This is a genomic window from Lacticaseibacillus casei DSM 20011 = JCM 1134 = ATCC 393, assembly GCF_000829055.1.
Classification (GTDB): domain Bacteria; phylum Bacillota; class Bacilli; order Lactobacillales; family Lactobacillaceae; genus Lacticaseibacillus; species Lacticaseibacillus casei.
Genome location: NZ_AP012544.1, coordinates 2,437,275 through 2,452,552, shown reverse-complemented (window position 1 = coordinate 2,452,552; position 15,278 = coordinate 2,437,275). Strand labels below are relative to the sequence as shown.

Genomic DNA, 15,278 nt, shown 5'->3' with positions numbered 1-15,278 from the left:
GGTTGGGTGTCGAGTCAGGAACGGATTGTCACGATTTTGTTACGCTTGCTGCGCGGGGATGTATTGACCAAGCAAGATTTGATGGCGGAATTTGGAAAAGACGAATCAGCCATTCGCCGGGATATTGCCGCGATCAGACGGCTGTTTGACCGGGAGCTGGACGAACCCGATGCCTTTGCCAAAATGCCAGCCGGCCACTATCGTCTGCAGTCGGGCTTGCGTGCTCAAGGGACCAAGTTAACGGACGGCCAGTTAATGGCGGTCGGCTTGATTTTAATGGCTAGCCGCGGCTTGGCAACAGATGAGATGAAAACGTTGTTGCGACAGCTCATGCCGACCGGTGCCGATCATAAAGGCAGCGATGCGGTGATGCGGAATCCGATCTTTGAATATCGCGGTGTCCCGAAGATGCTGTTGAGTGACCGGTTGGAACGACTCAGCCAGGCGATTGTCAATCATGAACTGATCAGTTTCGACTTCACGCATCATGGCGAGCAGCATCATTTTGACCATAAACTGCCGACAGGACCCTTCTTCGGCGACCTGTTCTTCTATCTGATTGTCGATGGCAGCGACGAACAATTTGAAAATCCCGATCACGGTAAGTTTGCCAAGTTTCGCTTGGATGCCATCAGCAACCTGAAGTTCTATGGCCATCATCCGACCCACAATCACGATGACCGGTTCCAAGGTGGGCGGCTGCAAGTGCACACCTGGTATCCGTATCTCGGCAGACCCATCAACCTGGAAATCGAATATGCTTATGACCCAGCTTATGTGACCGATCGCTTCCCGCAAGCCAAAGTCGACCCCAAGCCGATTCGCGTAGATCCAGACAATGCCAATCCTTATGCACGACGGGTTTACCACATTGAAATTGCAGTCAACGACGGCTTCGGCATTCGCATGTGGCTGCTAGGCCAGGGTGGACTGGTCAAAATACTGGCACCAAAATATCTACGTGACTATGTGGTCGGGGTTTTTGCCACGTCACTCAAAGAGCGTTATGGAATTTCCAACCTGTCACATTACCACCTATCAGATGACATTTAGCTATCCGCAACCAGTGAATTCATTCAAACTGGTTGCGGTATTTTTATGCCATTTAAACCGCCATTGCCCAAAACCGCCCTTGTCAAAAACCGAGCAAACGGCTATCCTTAATATGTAGATCATAATCATTCTAACATTGTAGGCAATATTATGAGCTTTATTGGACAAAAATTACCGGCGTTCAGTTTGACCGCCTATCAAAATGGGGATTTTCATACGGTGACCGATCAAGACATGCGCGGTAAGTGGGCGGTGATCTGCTTCTATCCGGCTGACTTTTCCTTTGTTTGCCCAACCGAATTAGGCGATTTGCAAGATCATTACGATCAATTCAAATCAGTCGGCGCTGAAGTTTATTCCGTTTCCGAAGACACCGAGTTTGTTCACATGGCATGGGCAGAAGCAAGCCCGACCATCAAGAAGGTTGCGTATCCGATGGTCGCCGATCCGGCTGGCACCTTAGCCAGTGCGTTAGACGTCCGCGATGCCGCAAGCGGCCAGGCTTTCCGTGGCACCTTCATCGTTGATCCGGATGGCGTCATCCAAACCTATTCCGTCAACAACTTCGGCATCGGCCGCAATGCGAATGAAATTATCCGCACCTTGCAAGCAGCCCAATTTGTGGCAGCCCATGGCGACCAAGTATGCCCAGCAAACTGGCGACCTGGTGAAAAGACATTGAAGCCTGGTGCAGCGCTGGTGGGGAAGATTTAATCGCCAATTAATTGTATTAAGTTAAAAAGCCGTTTATGTCACCAACACCTAAACTGAGGTGTCTGGTGACATAAACGGCTTTTTGTTGTCTTGCGGGAGCTTGTTGTTGTTATCAATGACATGGCTGATTTGGACGAAATTAAATTGCATGGCGTAAAAAGAAGACACTACAGCAATGAGCGCTGGCGAAGGCAATCAACTGCTGACACAGGATTTGCTTAAAAAATGTCCCTCTAAGCTTCACTAGGTATAACGCACCTAATGGCTTTATATAATTTTAATGTTAACAGAACCACGAGTACATACCTAAATTGGAGGGGACATCATGTTATGCAATCGATTTGCACAACATGTGGTAAATGATAAGAAGAAAATGTACAAACGCGGCAGCCAATGGGTGGTTGCTTCAGCATTTGCCTTAGCAATCGGTGGCTTCGGCGTAACCCAGACACAATCCGTTCAGGCTGCGGAAACGCAGCCGCAGTTGACCGTGCAGTCAGTCAAAGAGGTTCATAAGACTGACGCCGCAACGCCTTCTTCAGCTGCTTCAAGTCAGGCAGCACAGGCTCAGGAAGCAACGGTCGCAACGGCGCAGACTGCAGCGCCGGCAGAACAAAAAGCGGCATCAACAACTTCCGTTCAAGTTGCACAACCAGCCAGTGCTGCGGCAAAGGCAGCTACTGCTGCGGTGCAAAACAATGTACCAGTACCTTCTTCGGCAAGTATGACAGATGAGCAGTGGAAGGCAGCTAAGGCTAAGTATGATCAGGCTAAGGCGGATGCGGCAAAGCAGGAAGCGGATGCGAAAACTAAAACAGAAGCGGCTAAAAGTGCTTTTGGGGACAACGTTGTTAGCCAAGCAGAAGCTCAAAAAGAAAAAGACGATGCAGAATTTGAAAAACTTCGCGCATTTTAGAATCAAGTTAGCCACTGTCTCAAAATTTTTTGGACAATAAAAAACATCAAGAACAGATATCCTGTATCATTGAAGTTCCTACCCAAACAATGGAAGAGGATATTGTCTTGATGCAGAAACAGGATAGCACACACCGCCAAAAAGGTCAGCACTTAACATCACTCGAGCGCGGAAAAGTGGCCGGATTCCGCCAAGCTGGGAAGTCCAATCGTTGGATTGCTGCTGAAATTGGCGTCTGCCCGCAGACCATTAATAATGAAATCAAGCGAGGTACAGTAGATCAGGTCAAGAAGAGTAATGGCAAGCGCGTCTACCATCGACAATACCTGCCAGAGGCTGCTCAGGTACGTTACGAGACTGCACGCTTGAGCTGTCATCGTCCTGACAAGTTCGCCAGCGTACAGGTCTTCTTAGCCTGGTACGTACAGCGAGCTAAGCAGGACAAATGGTCGCCGGATGCTTCAATCGGCTATGCCAAGCGACACAAGCTGTTTACTCCTGAAGAGCTTGTTTGTGCCTCGACTTTGTACCAGTACATTGACGACCAACGCCTAGAGATTCGAAATATCGACCTGTTGGAGAAGACTAAGCGGAAGACCTCTCACCAGCACCACACCAAGGCTAAGCGCCTGGCTGGCCGCAGTATCGAGGAACGGCCTAAGGTCGTTGAACGACGCAGGCAGTTCGGTCACTGGGAGATGGATACCATTGTCGGTAAACGCAATGGCAAGGAGAGCGTCATCTTGACTCTGATTGAGCGCAAGACCCGTTGCCAACTTCTCCGCTTGATCGAAGGACGAGATGCAGACTCTGTGAGCTATGCATTGCGTGGAATCAAGCGCGAATGGGGAGCTTGCATCAAGACCATCACAGCCGACAACGGACCCGAGTTCACCGCCTTAAATACTGCTTTTGCTGGGACGGAAACTGAGATCTTCTACGCCCATCCTTACACGTCCTGCGACCGTGGCACCAACGAGGCACATAACCGGATGATCCGCCAGGACTTCCCTAAGGGCATGTCCCTAGATGACATTAGCCCTAGTCAAGTGCAGGCCACGCAAGACCGCTTGAATCAGTTGCCTCGCAAACAACAGGGCTACTGCACACCCCAGCAAAACTTTGAGGCCGAAGCTCGGCGCGTTCGCCGCATGGCCCAGTAGTCTCTCTAGCGCCACAACTTCTATTTGATAACGGCCTGTTCTGGGATTGTCCTCAACGACTGGCTAACTTGTTCTTGCAATTTACGCATCTTTTTCATCGCGTGAGTGCTTGAAATCACCGCTGACGTACGAGAAGACGGTAAGAACCCCCGCTAACACGAGAATCGCGAGCGTCAGCAATAAAGTTTCCGTGCCGCGGTCGTGGAGGACGAGCAGCTGACGCAGAATGGCCGTCATCGAAATCAGAATAAGGTAACGAATAGGGATGTGGTGGCCTTCCTCAATGTAACGAATGAGCATGATCACGAACTCGAACAGCATGAAGAAGCTGGTGACTTCCTGAATGACCTTGCCAAAAAGGTCAGCTGAAAGTGGCCGGAGGATCATGCTGCCGATATCGATGATGTAACGGAGCATGAAGACAACGACAACAATGGCAAGCAAGCCGAGTAGAATGTCTAAGGCTGCGTTGACAATTTTCTTATAGTGGTCAAATTTCATGAGTGGTCTCCAATCCGTTGCGAAAATGAACTTACTTGAATTGAATGTAGCACAGACCGCTTCTTGAGAAAACAAGTTTGCTTAGATCAGTGCGTTACGCGCTGGCGGAGCCCAAAAAACTTACCGATGAAATGATTGACGTATATTATGGTAGAAACAGATCGCAGCGCGCATTTTTTTCTGCAAACCTCAAGAAATGCTTGTAATGGCATGAATGTTTTTGTATACTATCAAGAGTGCTGTTTCTCGAAGGGGATAACTGTGCACTTGGTTCCAAAGGTGAACCAGAGTAGCGTGGATGTGAGAGGTTGCGACACGCCCGGCCGCTTTGCCACGGTGGCGAGTTGGTAATTTTCACGGAGCTAGTCTACTAACTGATAATAGACGAAGGAGGTCACACAATGGCAAAACAAAAGATTCGGATCCGGCTCAAGGCTTACGAACACCGGATTCTCGATCAATCCGCAGACAAGATCGTGGACACTGCAAAGCGCACTGGCGCAACAATTTCAGGTCCGATCCCACTGCCAACGGAACGCACAATCTATACGGTGCTGCGTTCCCCGCATAAGTACAAGGATTCACGTGAACAATTCGAAATGCGGACACATAAACGTCTGATCGATATTGTGAACCCAACACCGAAGACAGTTGATGCTTTGATGAAGCTCGACTTGCCAAGCGGCGTCGATATCGAAATCAAATTATAATCTATAGAAAATAGGAGGTGTACCCATGGCACGTAAAGGAATCTTAGGCAAAAAAGTTGGCATGACGCAGGTCTTCACCGAAAACGGCGAACTTGTTCCCGTTACCGTCATCGACGTAACGCCCAACGTTGTAATGCAAGTCAAGACCGTTGAATCTGACGGTTATGAAGCAGTTCAACTGGGCTACGGCGATATGCGTGAAGTCTTGACGAATAAGCCAAGCGTCGGTCACGCCAAAAAGGCTGACACGACCCCTAAGCGCTTCGTTCGCGAAATCCGCGATGTAGCGCTTAGTGATTATGAAGTCGGCAGCGAAGTTAAAGCTGACGAATTCGCAGCAGGCGACATTGTGGACGTCACCGGTACTTCCAAAGGTCACGGTTATCAAGGTAACATCAAGAAAGATGGTCAGTCCCGCGGTCCTATGGCTCACGGTTCTCGTTACCATCGTCGTCCAGGTTCTCTTGGAGCCATCATCAACAAGGTCTTCAAGGGTAAGAAATTGCCTGGCCGGATGGGTAACCGTACCCGCACCATGCAAAACCTGCAAGTCGTTGCTGCTGACACAGATCACAATGTTCTGTTGATCAAGGGCAACGTTCCAGGGGCAAATAAGTCCTTTGTTACAATCCGTTCTGCTGTTAAAGCAGCTAAATAATACGAAGGGAGGACAATAACTAATGGCTAACGTTACTTTATATAAGCAAGATGGCTCAGAAAACGGCACGGTTGAACTCAACGATGCCATCTGGGCAGTCGAACCAAATGAAAACGTCGTGTTTGACGCAGTCGTGATGCAACGAGCTTCCCTTCGTCAAGGTACTCACGCCGTTAAGAACCGTTCCGCTGTTTCCGGTGGCGGTCGCAAGCCTTGGCGCCAAAAGGGTACCGGTCGTGCCCGCCAAGGTTCAATCCGCAGCCCGCAATGGCGTGGCGGTGGGATCGTCTTCGGACCGACCCCACGCAGCTATGCTTACAAGCTGCCTAAGAAGGTTCGTCGTTTGGCGATCAAATCCGTACTTTCACAAAAGCTTCTTGATAGCGACCTTGTCGTTGTTGATGGCTTGAACTTTGACGCACCGAAGACTAAGGCATTCCAAAATGTTTTAGATGGCCTCAAGGTTAATGAAAAGGCATTGGTTGTGCTGGAAGACGGCAATGAAGTTGCTGCCAAAGCCGCACGCAACCTGCCGAATGTGAAAGTTGTTCCTGCAGAGGGTATCAACGTCTTGGACGCTGTTGATTACAAGAAATTGATCTTAACCCAATCTGCGCTCCAAAAGATTGAGGAGGTGCTTGCATAATGGAAGCACGCGATATCATTTTACGCCCGATCGTCACCGAGCAATCGATGGCTGAAATGGATAACCGTAAATACACATTCGAAGTTGCACTGCATGCAACGAAACAGCAGGTTCGCAAGGCTGTTGAAGAAATCTTCGGCGTGAAAGTGGTTAATGTCAACATTGCCAATGTTCGCGGTAAGAAGAAGCGTCAGGGCCGTTACGAAGGCATGACGCGTCGTCGTCGCAAGGCCTTAGTTGCCTTGAGCGCCGATTCCAAAGAAATCAAGATCTTCGCTGATGAAGATAACGATAACAAGTAATAAAAATTCGTTATAGGAGGTAAAACACGTGGCGATTAGAAAATACAAACCAACAAGCAACGGTCGGCGTAACATGTCCGGTTCCGACTTTGCTGAAATCACCAAGACGAAGCCTGAAAAGACTTTGCTGGTCAGCCAAAGCCATACGGCAGGACGCAATGCCCACGGCCATATCACGGTTCGTCATCGTGGCGGCGGCCACAAGCAATTCTACCGTGTGATTGACTTCAAGCGGAATAAAGATGGCATGGCCGCAACGGTTAAAGCCATTGAATACGATCCAAACCGGACCGCAAACATCGCTTTACTGCATTATGAAGACGGGGTTAAGTCTTACATCTTGGCACCAAAAGGTCTCAAGGTTGGCGATAAAGTTTACTCTGGCGAAAATGTTGATATCAAAGTCGGCAATACGCTGCAGTTGAAGAATATCCCAGCAGGTACCACGATTCATAACATCGAATTAAAGCCAGGTAAGGGTGCTCAGTTAGCACGTTCAGCCGGTGTTTCAGCTCAGTTACTGGGTAAAGACAACGACAAGTACGTCACCATCAAGCTGGCTTCCGGCGAAGTTCGCTTGGTTCTGGGTGAAAACCGTGCCACAATCGGTGCTGTCGGTAATGAACAACACGAATTGATCAGCATTGGTAAAGCTGGCCGTAAGCGCTGGTTAGGCTTCCGTCCGACGGTTCGTGGTTCTGTTATGAACCCTAACGATCACCCGCATGGTGGTGGTGAAGGTAAAGCGCCAATCGGCCGTCCGTCACCATTATCACCATGGGGCAAGAAGACCTTGGGTAAGAAGACCCGGGATCACAAGGCTAAGTCCGAGAAGTTCATCGTTCGTCACCGCAAGACGAAGTAAACACATTAATGTGTTACATCGATTAAAGGAGGTCACACAATGGGTCGCAGTCTTAAAAAAGGACCTTTTGCCGACGCTCATCTCCTGAAGAAGATTGAAGCGCAGGCAGATAACGACAAGAAGACCGTTATTCGTACATGGTCCCGTCGTTCCACAATTTTTCCAAGTTTCATTGGTTACACCATCGCAGTTTACGATGGTCGCAAACATGTCCCGGTTTTCGTGAGTGAAGACATGGTTGGTCACAAGTTGGGCGAGTTTGTTCCTACGCGTACCTTCCGCGGTCACAACACCGATGACAAGAAGACAACAGCACGCTAGAAAGGAGCACAACATTCATGGCTGATCAAATTACGTCTGCAACGGCAACGGCCAAGACAGTTCGGATTGCTGCTCGCAAAGCGCGCTTGGTAATCGACTTGATTCGTGGTCGCGATGTTGCTGAAGCTCTGGCAATTCTTGAGTTTACCCCTCGATCTGGTTCACCGATCATCGAGAAAGTGCTCAAATCTGCTATTGCAAATGCAGAACATAACTATGACTTAGATGCACAAAACCTTTATGTAAGCAAAGCTTATGTCAACGAAGGCCCGACCCTCAAGCGGTTCCGTCCTCGTGCCAAGGGGAGCGCATCACCGATCAATAAACGGACAAGCCACGTCACCGTGGTCGTATCCGAAAAAGAAGCATAAGGAGGGATAACGCGTGGGTCAAAAGATTAATCCAACCGGTTTCCGTGTCGGTGTCATCCGTGACTGGGATGCCAAGTGGTATGCAGACAAAGACTTTGCTGACTACTTGCATGAAGACATTGAAATCCGAAACTTCATCAATAAGAAGCTGTCAGAAGCTTCCGTATCACGTATCGAAATCGAACGTGCCGCAAAGCGCGTCAACATTTCCATTCATACTGCTAAGCCGGGTATGGTTATCGGTAAAGGCGGTTCTGAAGTTGAAAACTTGCGCAAGCAGCTTAACAAGCTGACCGGTCGTCAAGTTCACATCAATATTATTGAAATCAAGAAACCTGATCTGGATGCCAAGCTTGTCGGCGAGAACATCGCTCGTCAGCTTGAACAGCGGATTGCATTCCGTCGTGCAATGCGTCAAGCAATGCAACGGACCATGCGGGCAGGCGCCAAGGGGATCAAAACCCAGGCTTCCGGTCGTTTGAATGGTGCCGATATTGCTCGTCGCGAACATTACAACGAAGGCTTAGTACCGCTGCACACCTTGCGTGCCGATATCGACTATGCATGGGAAGAAGCAGCTACCACTTATGGCCGGATCGGGATCAAAACCTGGATCAATCGTGGTGAAATTTTACCTGAAAAGCCACAGCAAAATAGTGCGAAAGGAGGGAAATAATCAATGTTAGTACCTAAGCGTGTCAAGCATCGTCGTGAATTCCGTGGGAAGATGCGCGGTGCAGCCAAGGGCGGCAAGAACGTTGACTTCGGCGAATATGGTTTGGAAGCATTGGAATCCCATTGGATCACCAACCGCCAGATCGAAGCAGCGCGTGTTGCGATGACCCGTTATATGAAGCGTGGTGGGAAAGTATGGATCCGCATTTTCCCTCACAAGTCCTACACCAGTAAAGGTGTCGGCGTCCGGATGGGTAATGGTAAAGGTGCACCTACCGGATGGGTTGCAGTCGTTAAACGTGAGAAGATCATGTTTGAAGTCGGCGGCGTATCCGAAGCAGTCGCAAAGGAAGCTTTGCGCTTAGCATCCAACAAACTCCCAATCCGCACCAAGATCGTTTCACGCGAGGAAGTAGGTGGGCAATCAAATGAAGGCTAAAGAAATTACTGCATTAACCACTGCTGAGATGCTCGACAAAGAGAAGCAATATAAAGAAGAGCTGTTCAACTTGCGCTTCCAACAGGCGACTGGCCAATTGGAAAACACCGCTCGCTTGAAGCAGGTTCGCAAAAACATTGCACGGATCAAAACGGTCCTTCGACAACAGGAACTCAATAAATAATCGGAAAGGAGACATTTACCTTGGCAGAACGTAATTCTCGTAAAGTTTATCAAGGCCGCGTGGTCTCGGATAAAATGGACAAGACCATCACCGTGGAAGTCAGCACATACAAAACACACCCTGTTTATGGCAAGCGTGTTAAGTATTCCAAGAAGTTTTATGCGCATGACGAAGACAATAGCGCTAAAGTTGGCGATATTGTGCAAATCGCGGAGACTCGTCCTTTATCACGCAATAAGCGTTTCCGTTTATTGAACATTGTCGAAAAGGCAGTTATCATCTAATCATTTTTAGAATGAAAGGAGGACCAAATCCGTGATTCAGCAAGAAAGTCGTCTTAAAGTAGCAGATAACTCAGGCGCGCGCGAAATCCTTGTTATCAAGGTACTTGGCGGCTCATACCGCAAGACCGGTAACATCGGTGATATCGTTGTCGCAACTGTAAAACAAGCAACACCAGGTGGCGTTGTCAAGAAGGCTGATGTTGTTAAGGCTGTCATTGTTCGTACCAAGTCCGGTGCTCACCGTGCCGACGGTTCCTACATCAAGTTCGATGAGAACGCAGCTGTCATCATCAACGCTGACAAGAGCCCACGTGGGACTCGTATCTTTGGACCTGTGGCACGTGAATTGCGTGACGGCGATTTCATGAAGATCGTCTCCTTAGCGCCCGAAGTGCTTTAATCATTCTGACCAAATAGGAGGTGCGATACATGAAGTTCAAAACTGGTGACAAAGTGCGGGTTATGCGCGGCAAAGATGCCGGCAAAGAAGGCCAGATCACAAAGGTCCTGAAAGACGCTGATAAAGTTGTCGTTGAAGGCATCAACATGATCAAAAAGCACCAAAAGCCGAACAACGCCAATCCGCAAGGCGGTATCATCGATAAAGAAGCACCTATTCACGTTTCCAACGTGATGCTTCTGGATCCTGAAACCAACAAGCCGACCCGGGTCGGTTCTGAAGTTAAAGATGGCAACAAAGTGCGGATTGCTAAGAAGTCTGGCACCGCAATCGATAAATAATAGGGAAGGAGGACAAACTTTTTCATGGAGAATCGTCTTGAAGAACGTTATAGCAAAGAAATCGCCCCTGCATTGGTAAGCAAGTTCAACTATAAGAGCACCATGCAGGCACCTAAGATCGAAAAGATCGTGTTGAACATGGGTGTTGGTGATGCAACCCAGAATGCTAAGTTGCTGAATGAAGCTGTTGATGAATTGACACTGATCTCTGGCCAGCATCCGCTGATCACCAAGGCCAAGAAGAGTATCGCGGGCTTCCGTCTGCGTGAAGGCATGCCAATCGGCGCAAAGGTGACCCTGCGCGGCGAACGCATGTATGATTTCTTAGATAAGCTGATCAATGTCTCCCTGCCGCGTGTGCGTGACTTCCATGGTATTTCCCCTAAGTCCTTCGACGGCCGCGGGAATTATACGTTGGGTGTTAAGGAACAACTGATTTTCCCAGAAATCGATTACGATAAGGTTAATCGGGTTCGTGGATTGGATGTTGTTATTGTCACAACGGCAAATACTGATGAAGAAGCACTCGAATTGCTTACGCAAGTCGGGATGCCATTCGCCAAATAAGGGAGGTCCGCTACTTGGCTAAGAAGTCAATGATCGCTAAAAACAATCGGCCTGCAAAATTTGCAGTCCAAGAATATACGCGGTGCCAACGGTGTGGCCGTCCGCATTCCGTATATCGTAAATTCAAACTCTGCCGGATTTGCCTTCGTGAGTTAGCACATGCCGGCCAAATTCCAGGCATGCGCAAAGCTAGCTGGTAATCACTAGACAAAGGAGGTTAAATCAATGGTCTTGACCGATCCAATCGCAGATTACTTAACCCGGATCCGTAACGCTAATATGGTGCGTCACGAGTCCTTGGTCGTACCTGCATCAAAGATGAAGAAAGACATTTCTGAGATTCTTAAACGTGAAGGGTTCATCCGTGACTACGAAGTTATCGATGATGACAAGCAAGGCATGATCCGCATTTTCTTGAAGTATGGTAAGAACAATGAACGGGTTATCTCTGGCTTGAAGCGGATTTCCAAACCGGGTCTGCGCTCATACGTTAAGAGCGATGCGGTTCCTAAGGTTTTGAATGGCTTAGGGATTGCAATTATCTCAACTTCCGAAGGTGTTATCACCGATAAGGAAGCTCGCGCCAAGAACGTCGGCGGCGAAGTACTCGCTTACGTTTGGTAATTCATTACATCAAAAAGGAGGTGCCGATAAGTGAGTCGTATTGGTTATAAAGTCATTAAAGTCCCAGCCGGTGTCACTGTCACCAAAGATGGCGACAACATCACGGTTAAGGGTCCTAAAGGCGAATTGACGCGTCATTTTGTCCCGGAAATCGAAATGCATCAAGAAGGCGACGAAATCAGTTTCACCCGTCCTGATGATTCGTATAAGGCTATCCACGGTACCATGCGTGCCAACTTAAACAATATGGTCGTCGGTGTTACCGAAGGCTACAAGAAGGAAATGAAACTGGTCGGTGTTGGTTATCGTGCCCAAAAGCAAGGCGAGAAGCTTGTTTTGAACGTCGGTTACTCACACCCAGTTGAAATGACCGCACCAAAAGGGATTACTGTTGAAGTTCCAAGCACCACCCAGATCATCATCAGTGGGATCTCAAAACAGGTTGTTGGCCAATTCGCAGCCGTTGTTCGTTCCGTCCGTGCACCTGAACCTTATAAGGGTAAAGGGATTCGTTACGTTGACGAACATGTCCGTCGTAAGGAAGGTAAGACTGGTAAGTAGTCGTAACCTTCAACAAATTTAACAAGAGGTGAACATTGTGATTTCAAAGCCAGATAAGAACAAGACTCGGCAACGGCGTCACGCCCGCGTACGAGGCAAGATTTCTGGTACGAGCGAGCGCCCACGCTTGAACGTTTTCCGTTCCAATAAAAACATCTACGCGCAATTAATTGATGACGTAGCGGGTGTGACGCTAGCAAGTGCCTCCACTCTTGATAAGGACATTAAAGATCCTGAAAACAAGACCGACGCTGCTGCACAGGTTGGCGCATTGATTGCCAAGCGCGCTGTTGCTGATGGTCATAAAGTTGTGGTCTTTGACCGTGGTGGTTATCTGTACCATGGTCGCGTTGCTGCGTTAGCTGAAGCAGCACGTGAAAATGGCCTCGAATTCTAGTAAAAAGGAGGATAACCAACACATGGCATCATTTATCGATCCAAACCAATTGGACTTAGAAGACCAGGTCGTTGCCATCAACCGTGTTACAAAGGTTGTTAAAGGTGGTCGGCGCCTGCGTTTTGCTGCAATTGCAATTGTCGGCGACAAGAACGGTCACGTCGGCTTTGCAACCGGTAAAGCCCAAGAAGTACCTGAAGCAATCCGTAAAGCTGTTGACGCAGCCAAGAAGAGCCTCATCGAAGTGCCGATCGTGGGAACCACCATTCCTCACGAAGTTATTGGTCACTTCGGCGCTGGTGAAGTGCTGTTGAAGCCTGCTGAAGAAGGTTCCGGGGTTGCTGCTGGTGGCGTTATCCGTTCCGTCATGGAACTTGCCGGCATTGCCGATATCACCAGTAAGTCCCTCGGCCGGAACACGCCAATCAACATGATTCGCGCAACAATGGACGGCCTTTCACAATTGCGGACTCGGGAACAAGTTGCTGAATTGCGCGGCGTTTCTGCGTCATCGCTTGAAGACTAGGAGGTAAACACATGGCTCAATTGAAGATTACTTTGACCCGTAGTGCTGCCCACCGTCTTCCTAAGCAACGTAAGATTGTGAAGGAATTAGGTTTAAACCGGGTAAATAGCTCGGTGATTAAGCCAGACAACGCAGCCACTCGCGGTGCGATTTTCCAAATTTCACACTTGGTTTCTGTTGAAGAAATCAAGGATTAATACATTATTTCGACAAGGAGGTGCCCAAGAGTATGCAATTGCACGAATTAAAGCCGAGCGTCGGCTCCCGTCATGCCCGCAAACGTCTGGGCCGCGGTACTTCTAGCGGTCAAGGTAAGACAGCCGGTAAAGGGACAAAGGGTCAATTGGCACGTCAGGGCGGCAAGACGCGTCTTGGCTTCGAAGGTGGCCAGATGCCATTGTTCCGGCGGATGCCTAAACGCGGTTTCAACAACATTAACCGCAAAGAATACGCAATCGTTAACCTTTCCGATCTTAACCGTTTCGACGATGGTGCCGAAGTAACGCCAGCAGCCTTGATCGACGCTGGTATTGTTAAGAACGAAAAGAACGGTGTCAAGTTGCTGGCAGACGGCAAACTTGAGAAAAAATTGACCATTAAGGTTGCAAAAGCTTCAACCGCAGCAAAAGCTGCTGTTGAAGCAGCTGGCGGTTCGATTGAGGTGATCTAATGCTGAGGACCCTAAAAAACGCGCTCAAGGTTAAAGACATCCGTAACAAGATCCTCTTCACTTTAGCGGTTTTATTGGTCTATCGATTAGGTACACTGATCGCGGTGCCAGGCGTTAACGCCAAGGCGCTGCAGTCAATTGGCTCGACAGGCTTGATCTCACTGCTGGATACCGTCAGCGGTGGCGGACTTGCGCAATACTCCATCTTTTCGATGGGGGTTTCGCCGTATATTACGGCGCAAATTGTGGTTCAGCTGCTGCAAATGGATATCGTTCCGAAATTTGTTGAGTGGAGCAAGCAAGGGGAAGTCGGTCGGCGCAAGCTGAATCAGGTCACCCGTTATCTAACCATCATTTTTGGGTTCTTTCAGGCAATTGGGATTACAGCTGGCTTTCAAACGTTAAGTTCGATGGGCTTGGTCAAGAATCCGTCTGTTAGCACCTACATTACGATCGGGATCATCCTCACCGGCGGTACTATGTTGCTGACCTGGATGGGTGAACAAATCACCGATAAGGGGCTTGGTAATGGTGTTTCGCTGCTGATCTTCTCAGGGATCGTTGCACGCCTGCCTTCAGGTCTTCAGGAGTTATATCGGGACAATGTTCAGGTATACTCTGGCGCCGAGATCTGGAAAGGAATTGCGTTCTTGGCCGCCTTGGCAGTGATTGTGATTATCGTGATCACTTTCGTTACTTGGGTACAACAAGCAAACTACAAGATTCCAATTCAGTATACCCGCCGCGTTACCAGTGCAGGTAGCAATAGTTACCTGCCACTTAAGGTGAACGTTGCTGGTGTTATTCCGGTTATTTTTGCGAGTTCCTTCATTGTAACGCCGCAGACAATTTTAATGGCTTTTCAGAAGAATCATGGTAGTGATGGCTGGTATCAGGTCATGACCAACATCTTCAATATGCAAAAGCCTGCCGGAACTGCGATCTATACGATTTTGATTATCCTGTTCACATTCTTCTATGCGTTCGTTCAGGTCAATCCCGAAAAGGTCGCAGAAAACCTAACCAAACAAGGCAGCTACATTCCCGGTGTTTGGCCGGGTAAGGAAACTGAGAATTATATCTCGCGACTGCTTATGCGTTTGTCAACAGTCGGGGCATTATTCCTTGGTTTGGTTGCCTTACTACCGCAACTGGCTGCTAACATTTGGGGTCTGCCACAATCAATTGGACTTGGCGGTACCAGCCTGCTGATTGTTGTCATGACTGCGATTGAATTAGTTCGGCAGTTAGACGGCTTGCTCATGAAACGTGAGTATGTCGGCTTTATCCGTGGTGATTTGGTTAAGGATGATCAGAAGAAGTAAACAAAATCGTACGTTAACCGGTTCGATTTTCGAATCGGCTAACGCGGCAAAAGCAGTGTACGTGC

Annotated in this window: 27 protein-coding genes; 26 read left to right on the top strand and 1 reads right to left on the bottom strand. The window is 48.7% G+C overall.

Annotated features, from left to right (window positions below; all coding sequences use genetic code 11):
• Positions 1-6 precede the first annotated feature (6 nt).
• The 4 genes from LBCZ_RS11865 to LBCZ_RS11850 all read left to right on the top strand — a co-directional run bounded on the left by LBCZ_RS11865 (position 7) and on the right by LBCZ_RS11850 (position 3,846).
• The gene (locus tag LBCZ_RS11865) at positions 7-1,053 is read left to right on the top strand and encodes a helix-turn-helix transcriptional regulator (protein WP_039639955.1); all 1,047 of its coding nucleotides are present in this window, start codon (positions 7-9) and stop codon (positions 1,051-1,053) included.
• Positions 1,054-1,203: 150 nt separating this feature from the next.
• A complete protein-coding gene (locus LBCZ_RS11860; protein WP_025013845.1) occupies positions 1,204-1,767 on the top strand; it encodes a redoxin domain-containing protein in 564 nt (187 codons plus the stop codon).
• Positions 1,768-2,092: 325 nt separating this feature from the next.
• Positions 2,093-2,683: a KxYKxGKxW signal peptide domain-containing protein gene (locus LBCZ_RS11855; RefSeq protein ID WP_052253389.1), complete on the top strand. Its 591-nt coding sequence runs from the start codon at positions 2,093-2,095 to the stop codon at positions 2,681-2,683.
• A gap of 110 nt (positions 2,684-2,793) precedes the next feature.
• Complete coding sequence (locus tag LBCZ_RS11850) at positions 2,794-3,846, top strand: IS30 family transposase (RefSeq protein ID WP_039639785.1); 1,053 nt, start codon at positions 2,794-2,796, stop codon at positions 3,844-3,846.
• An 81-nt stretch (positions 3,847-3,927) separates the two neighbouring features.
• Here LBCZ_RS11850 and psiE read toward each other — a convergent pair whose 3' ends face one another.
• Entirely contained in the window at positions 3,928-4,347 is a 420-nt protein-coding gene (gene psiE, locus LBCZ_RS11845) for a phosphate-starvation-inducible protein PsiE (RefSeq protein WP_025012536.1), read from the bottom strand.
• Between the two features lie 401 nt (positions 4,348-4,748).
• Here psiE and rpsJ point away from each other — a divergent pair, with 401 nt between their 5' ends.
• From rpsJ to secY, 22 genes are read left to right on the top strand one after another with little or no spacing between them, the layout of a single operon-like run.
• Positions 4,749-5,057 carry a 30S ribosomal protein S10 gene (gene rpsJ / locus LBCZ_RS11840; protein WP_005686699.1) on the top strand — a complete coding sequence of 103 codons (309 nt, stop codon included), beginning with the start codon at positions 4,749-4,751 and terminating at the stop codon, positions 5,055-5,057.
• A gap of 25 nt (positions 5,058-5,082) precedes the next feature.
• Entirely contained in the window at positions 5,083-5,715 is a 633-nt protein-coding gene (rplC, locus tag LBCZ_RS11835; protein ID WP_010492633.1) for a 50S ribosomal protein L3, read from the top strand.
• Between the two features lie 22 nt (positions 5,716-5,737).
• The gene (rplD, locus tag LBCZ_RS11830; protein WP_025012537.1) at positions 5,738-6,361 is read left to right on the top strand and encodes a 50S ribosomal protein L4; all 624 of its coding nucleotides are present in this window, start codon (positions 5,738-5,740) and stop codon (positions 6,359-6,361) included.
• Complete coding sequence (gene rplW, locus LBCZ_RS11825; RefSeq protein ID WP_010492629.1) at positions 6,361-6,663, top strand: 50S ribosomal protein L23; 303 nt, start codon at positions 6,361-6,363, stop codon at positions 6,661-6,663. Before rplD ends, rplW begins: the two co-directional genes overlap by 1 nt.
• Before the next feature lie 28 nt (positions 6,664-6,691).
• Entirely contained in the window at positions 6,692-7,528 is an 837-nt protein-coding gene (gene rplB / locus LBCZ_RS11820; RefSeq protein WP_039639959.1) for a 50S ribosomal protein L2, read from the top strand.
• A 39-nt stretch (positions 7,529-7,567) separates the two neighbouring features.
• Entirely contained in the window at positions 7,568-7,849 is a 282-nt protein-coding gene (gene rpsS, locus LBCZ_RS11815; protein WP_003567557.1) for a 30S ribosomal protein S19, read from the top strand.
• A 17-nt stretch (positions 7,850-7,866) separates the two neighbouring features.
• Positions 7,867-8,220, top strand: coding sequence for a 50S ribosomal protein L22 (gene rplV, locus LBCZ_RS11810; RefSeq protein WP_003567555.1), 354 nt, complete (start codon positions 7,867-7,869; stop codon positions 8,218-8,220).
• Between the two features lie 13 nt (positions 8,221-8,233).
• On the top strand, positions 8,234-8,896 hold the full coding sequence (gene rpsC, locus LBCZ_RS11805) for a 30S ribosomal protein S3 (protein WP_010492622.1): 663 nt from the start codon (positions 8,234-8,236) through the stop codon (positions 8,894-8,896).
• Positions 8,897-8,899: 3 nt separating this feature from the next.
• The gene (gene rplP / locus LBCZ_RS11800; RefSeq protein WP_005686719.1) at positions 8,900-9,334 is read left to right on the top strand and encodes a 50S ribosomal protein L16; all 435 of its coding nucleotides are present in this window, start codon (positions 8,900-8,902) and stop codon (positions 9,332-9,334) included.
• A complete protein-coding gene (gene rpmC / locus LBCZ_RS11795; protein WP_005686721.1) occupies positions 9,324-9,518 on the top strand; it encodes a 50S ribosomal protein L29 in 195 nt (64 codons plus the stop codon). The genes rplP and rpmC overlap by 11 nt, the downstream gene beginning before the upstream one ends.
• A 20-nt stretch (positions 9,519-9,538) precedes the next feature.
• Complete coding sequence (rpsQ, locus tag LBCZ_RS11790) at positions 9,539-9,802, top strand: 30S ribosomal protein S17 (RefSeq protein WP_005699404.1); 264 nt, start codon at positions 9,539-9,541, stop codon at positions 9,800-9,802.
• 31 nt (positions 9,803-9,833) lie between these two features.
• Positions 9,834-10,202, top strand: coding sequence for a 50S ribosomal protein L14 (gene rplN, locus LBCZ_RS11785; protein WP_010492614.1), 369 nt, complete (start codon positions 9,834-9,836; stop codon positions 10,200-10,202).
• 29 nt (positions 10,203-10,231) lie between these two features.
• Entirely contained in the window at positions 10,232-10,543 is a 312-nt protein-coding gene (rplX, locus tag LBCZ_RS11780) for a 50S ribosomal protein L24 (protein WP_010492612.1), read from the top strand.
• 24 nt (positions 10,544-10,567) lie between these two features.
• On the top strand, positions 10,568-11,110 hold the full coding sequence (gene rplE, locus LBCZ_RS11775) for a 50S ribosomal protein L5 (RefSeq protein WP_025012538.1): 543 nt from the start codon (positions 10,568-10,570) through the stop codon (positions 11,108-11,110).
• A gap of 14 nt (positions 11,111-11,124) precedes the next feature.
• Complete coding sequence (locus LBCZ_RS15050; RefSeq protein ID WP_003567540.1) at positions 11,125-11,310, top strand: type Z 30S ribosomal protein S14; 186 nt, start codon at positions 11,125-11,127, stop codon at positions 11,308-11,310.
• A 25-nt stretch (positions 11,311-11,335) separates the two neighbouring features.
• A complete protein-coding gene (gene rpsH, locus LBCZ_RS11770; protein ID WP_010492608.1) occupies positions 11,336-11,734 on the top strand; it encodes a 30S ribosomal protein S8 in 399 nt (132 codons plus the stop codon).
• Between the two features lie 30 nt (positions 11,735-11,764).
• Positions 11,765-12,295 (top strand): 50S ribosomal protein L6, encoded by a 531-nt coding sequence (gene rplF / locus LBCZ_RS11765; RefSeq protein ID WP_025012539.1) that lies wholly within the window; start codon positions 11,765-11,767, stop codon positions 12,293-12,295.
• 37 nt (positions 12,296-12,332) lie between these two features.
• Entirely contained in the window at positions 12,333-12,692 is a 360-nt protein-coding gene (rplR, locus tag LBCZ_RS11760) for a 50S ribosomal protein L18 (protein ID WP_005686733.1), read from the top strand.
• A gap of 22 nt (positions 12,693-12,714) precedes the next feature.
• Positions 12,715-13,218 (top strand): 30S ribosomal protein S5, encoded by a 504-nt coding sequence (gene rpsE, locus LBCZ_RS11755; protein ID WP_025012540.1) that lies wholly within the window; start codon positions 12,715-12,717, stop codon positions 13,216-13,218.
• An 11-nt stretch (positions 13,219-13,229) separates the two neighbouring features.
• The gene (rpmD, locus tag LBCZ_RS11750) at positions 13,230-13,415 is read left to right on the top strand and encodes a 50S ribosomal protein L30 (protein WP_005686735.1); all 186 of its coding nucleotides are present in this window, start codon (positions 13,230-13,232) and stop codon (positions 13,413-13,415) included.
• A 32-nt stretch (positions 13,416-13,447) separates the two neighbouring features.
• On the top strand, positions 13,448-13,888 hold the full coding sequence (rplO, locus tag LBCZ_RS11745) for a 50S ribosomal protein L15 (RefSeq protein WP_005692118.1): 441 nt from the start codon (positions 13,448-13,450) through the stop codon (positions 13,886-13,888).
• Positions 13,888-15,213 (top strand): preprotein translocase subunit SecY, encoded by a 1,326-nt coding sequence (secY, locus tag LBCZ_RS11740; RefSeq protein WP_025012541.1) that lies wholly within the window; start codon positions 13,888-13,890, stop codon positions 15,211-15,213. Before rplO ends, secY begins: the two co-directional genes overlap by 1 nt.
• Positions 15,214-15,278 lie beyond the last annotated feature (65 nt).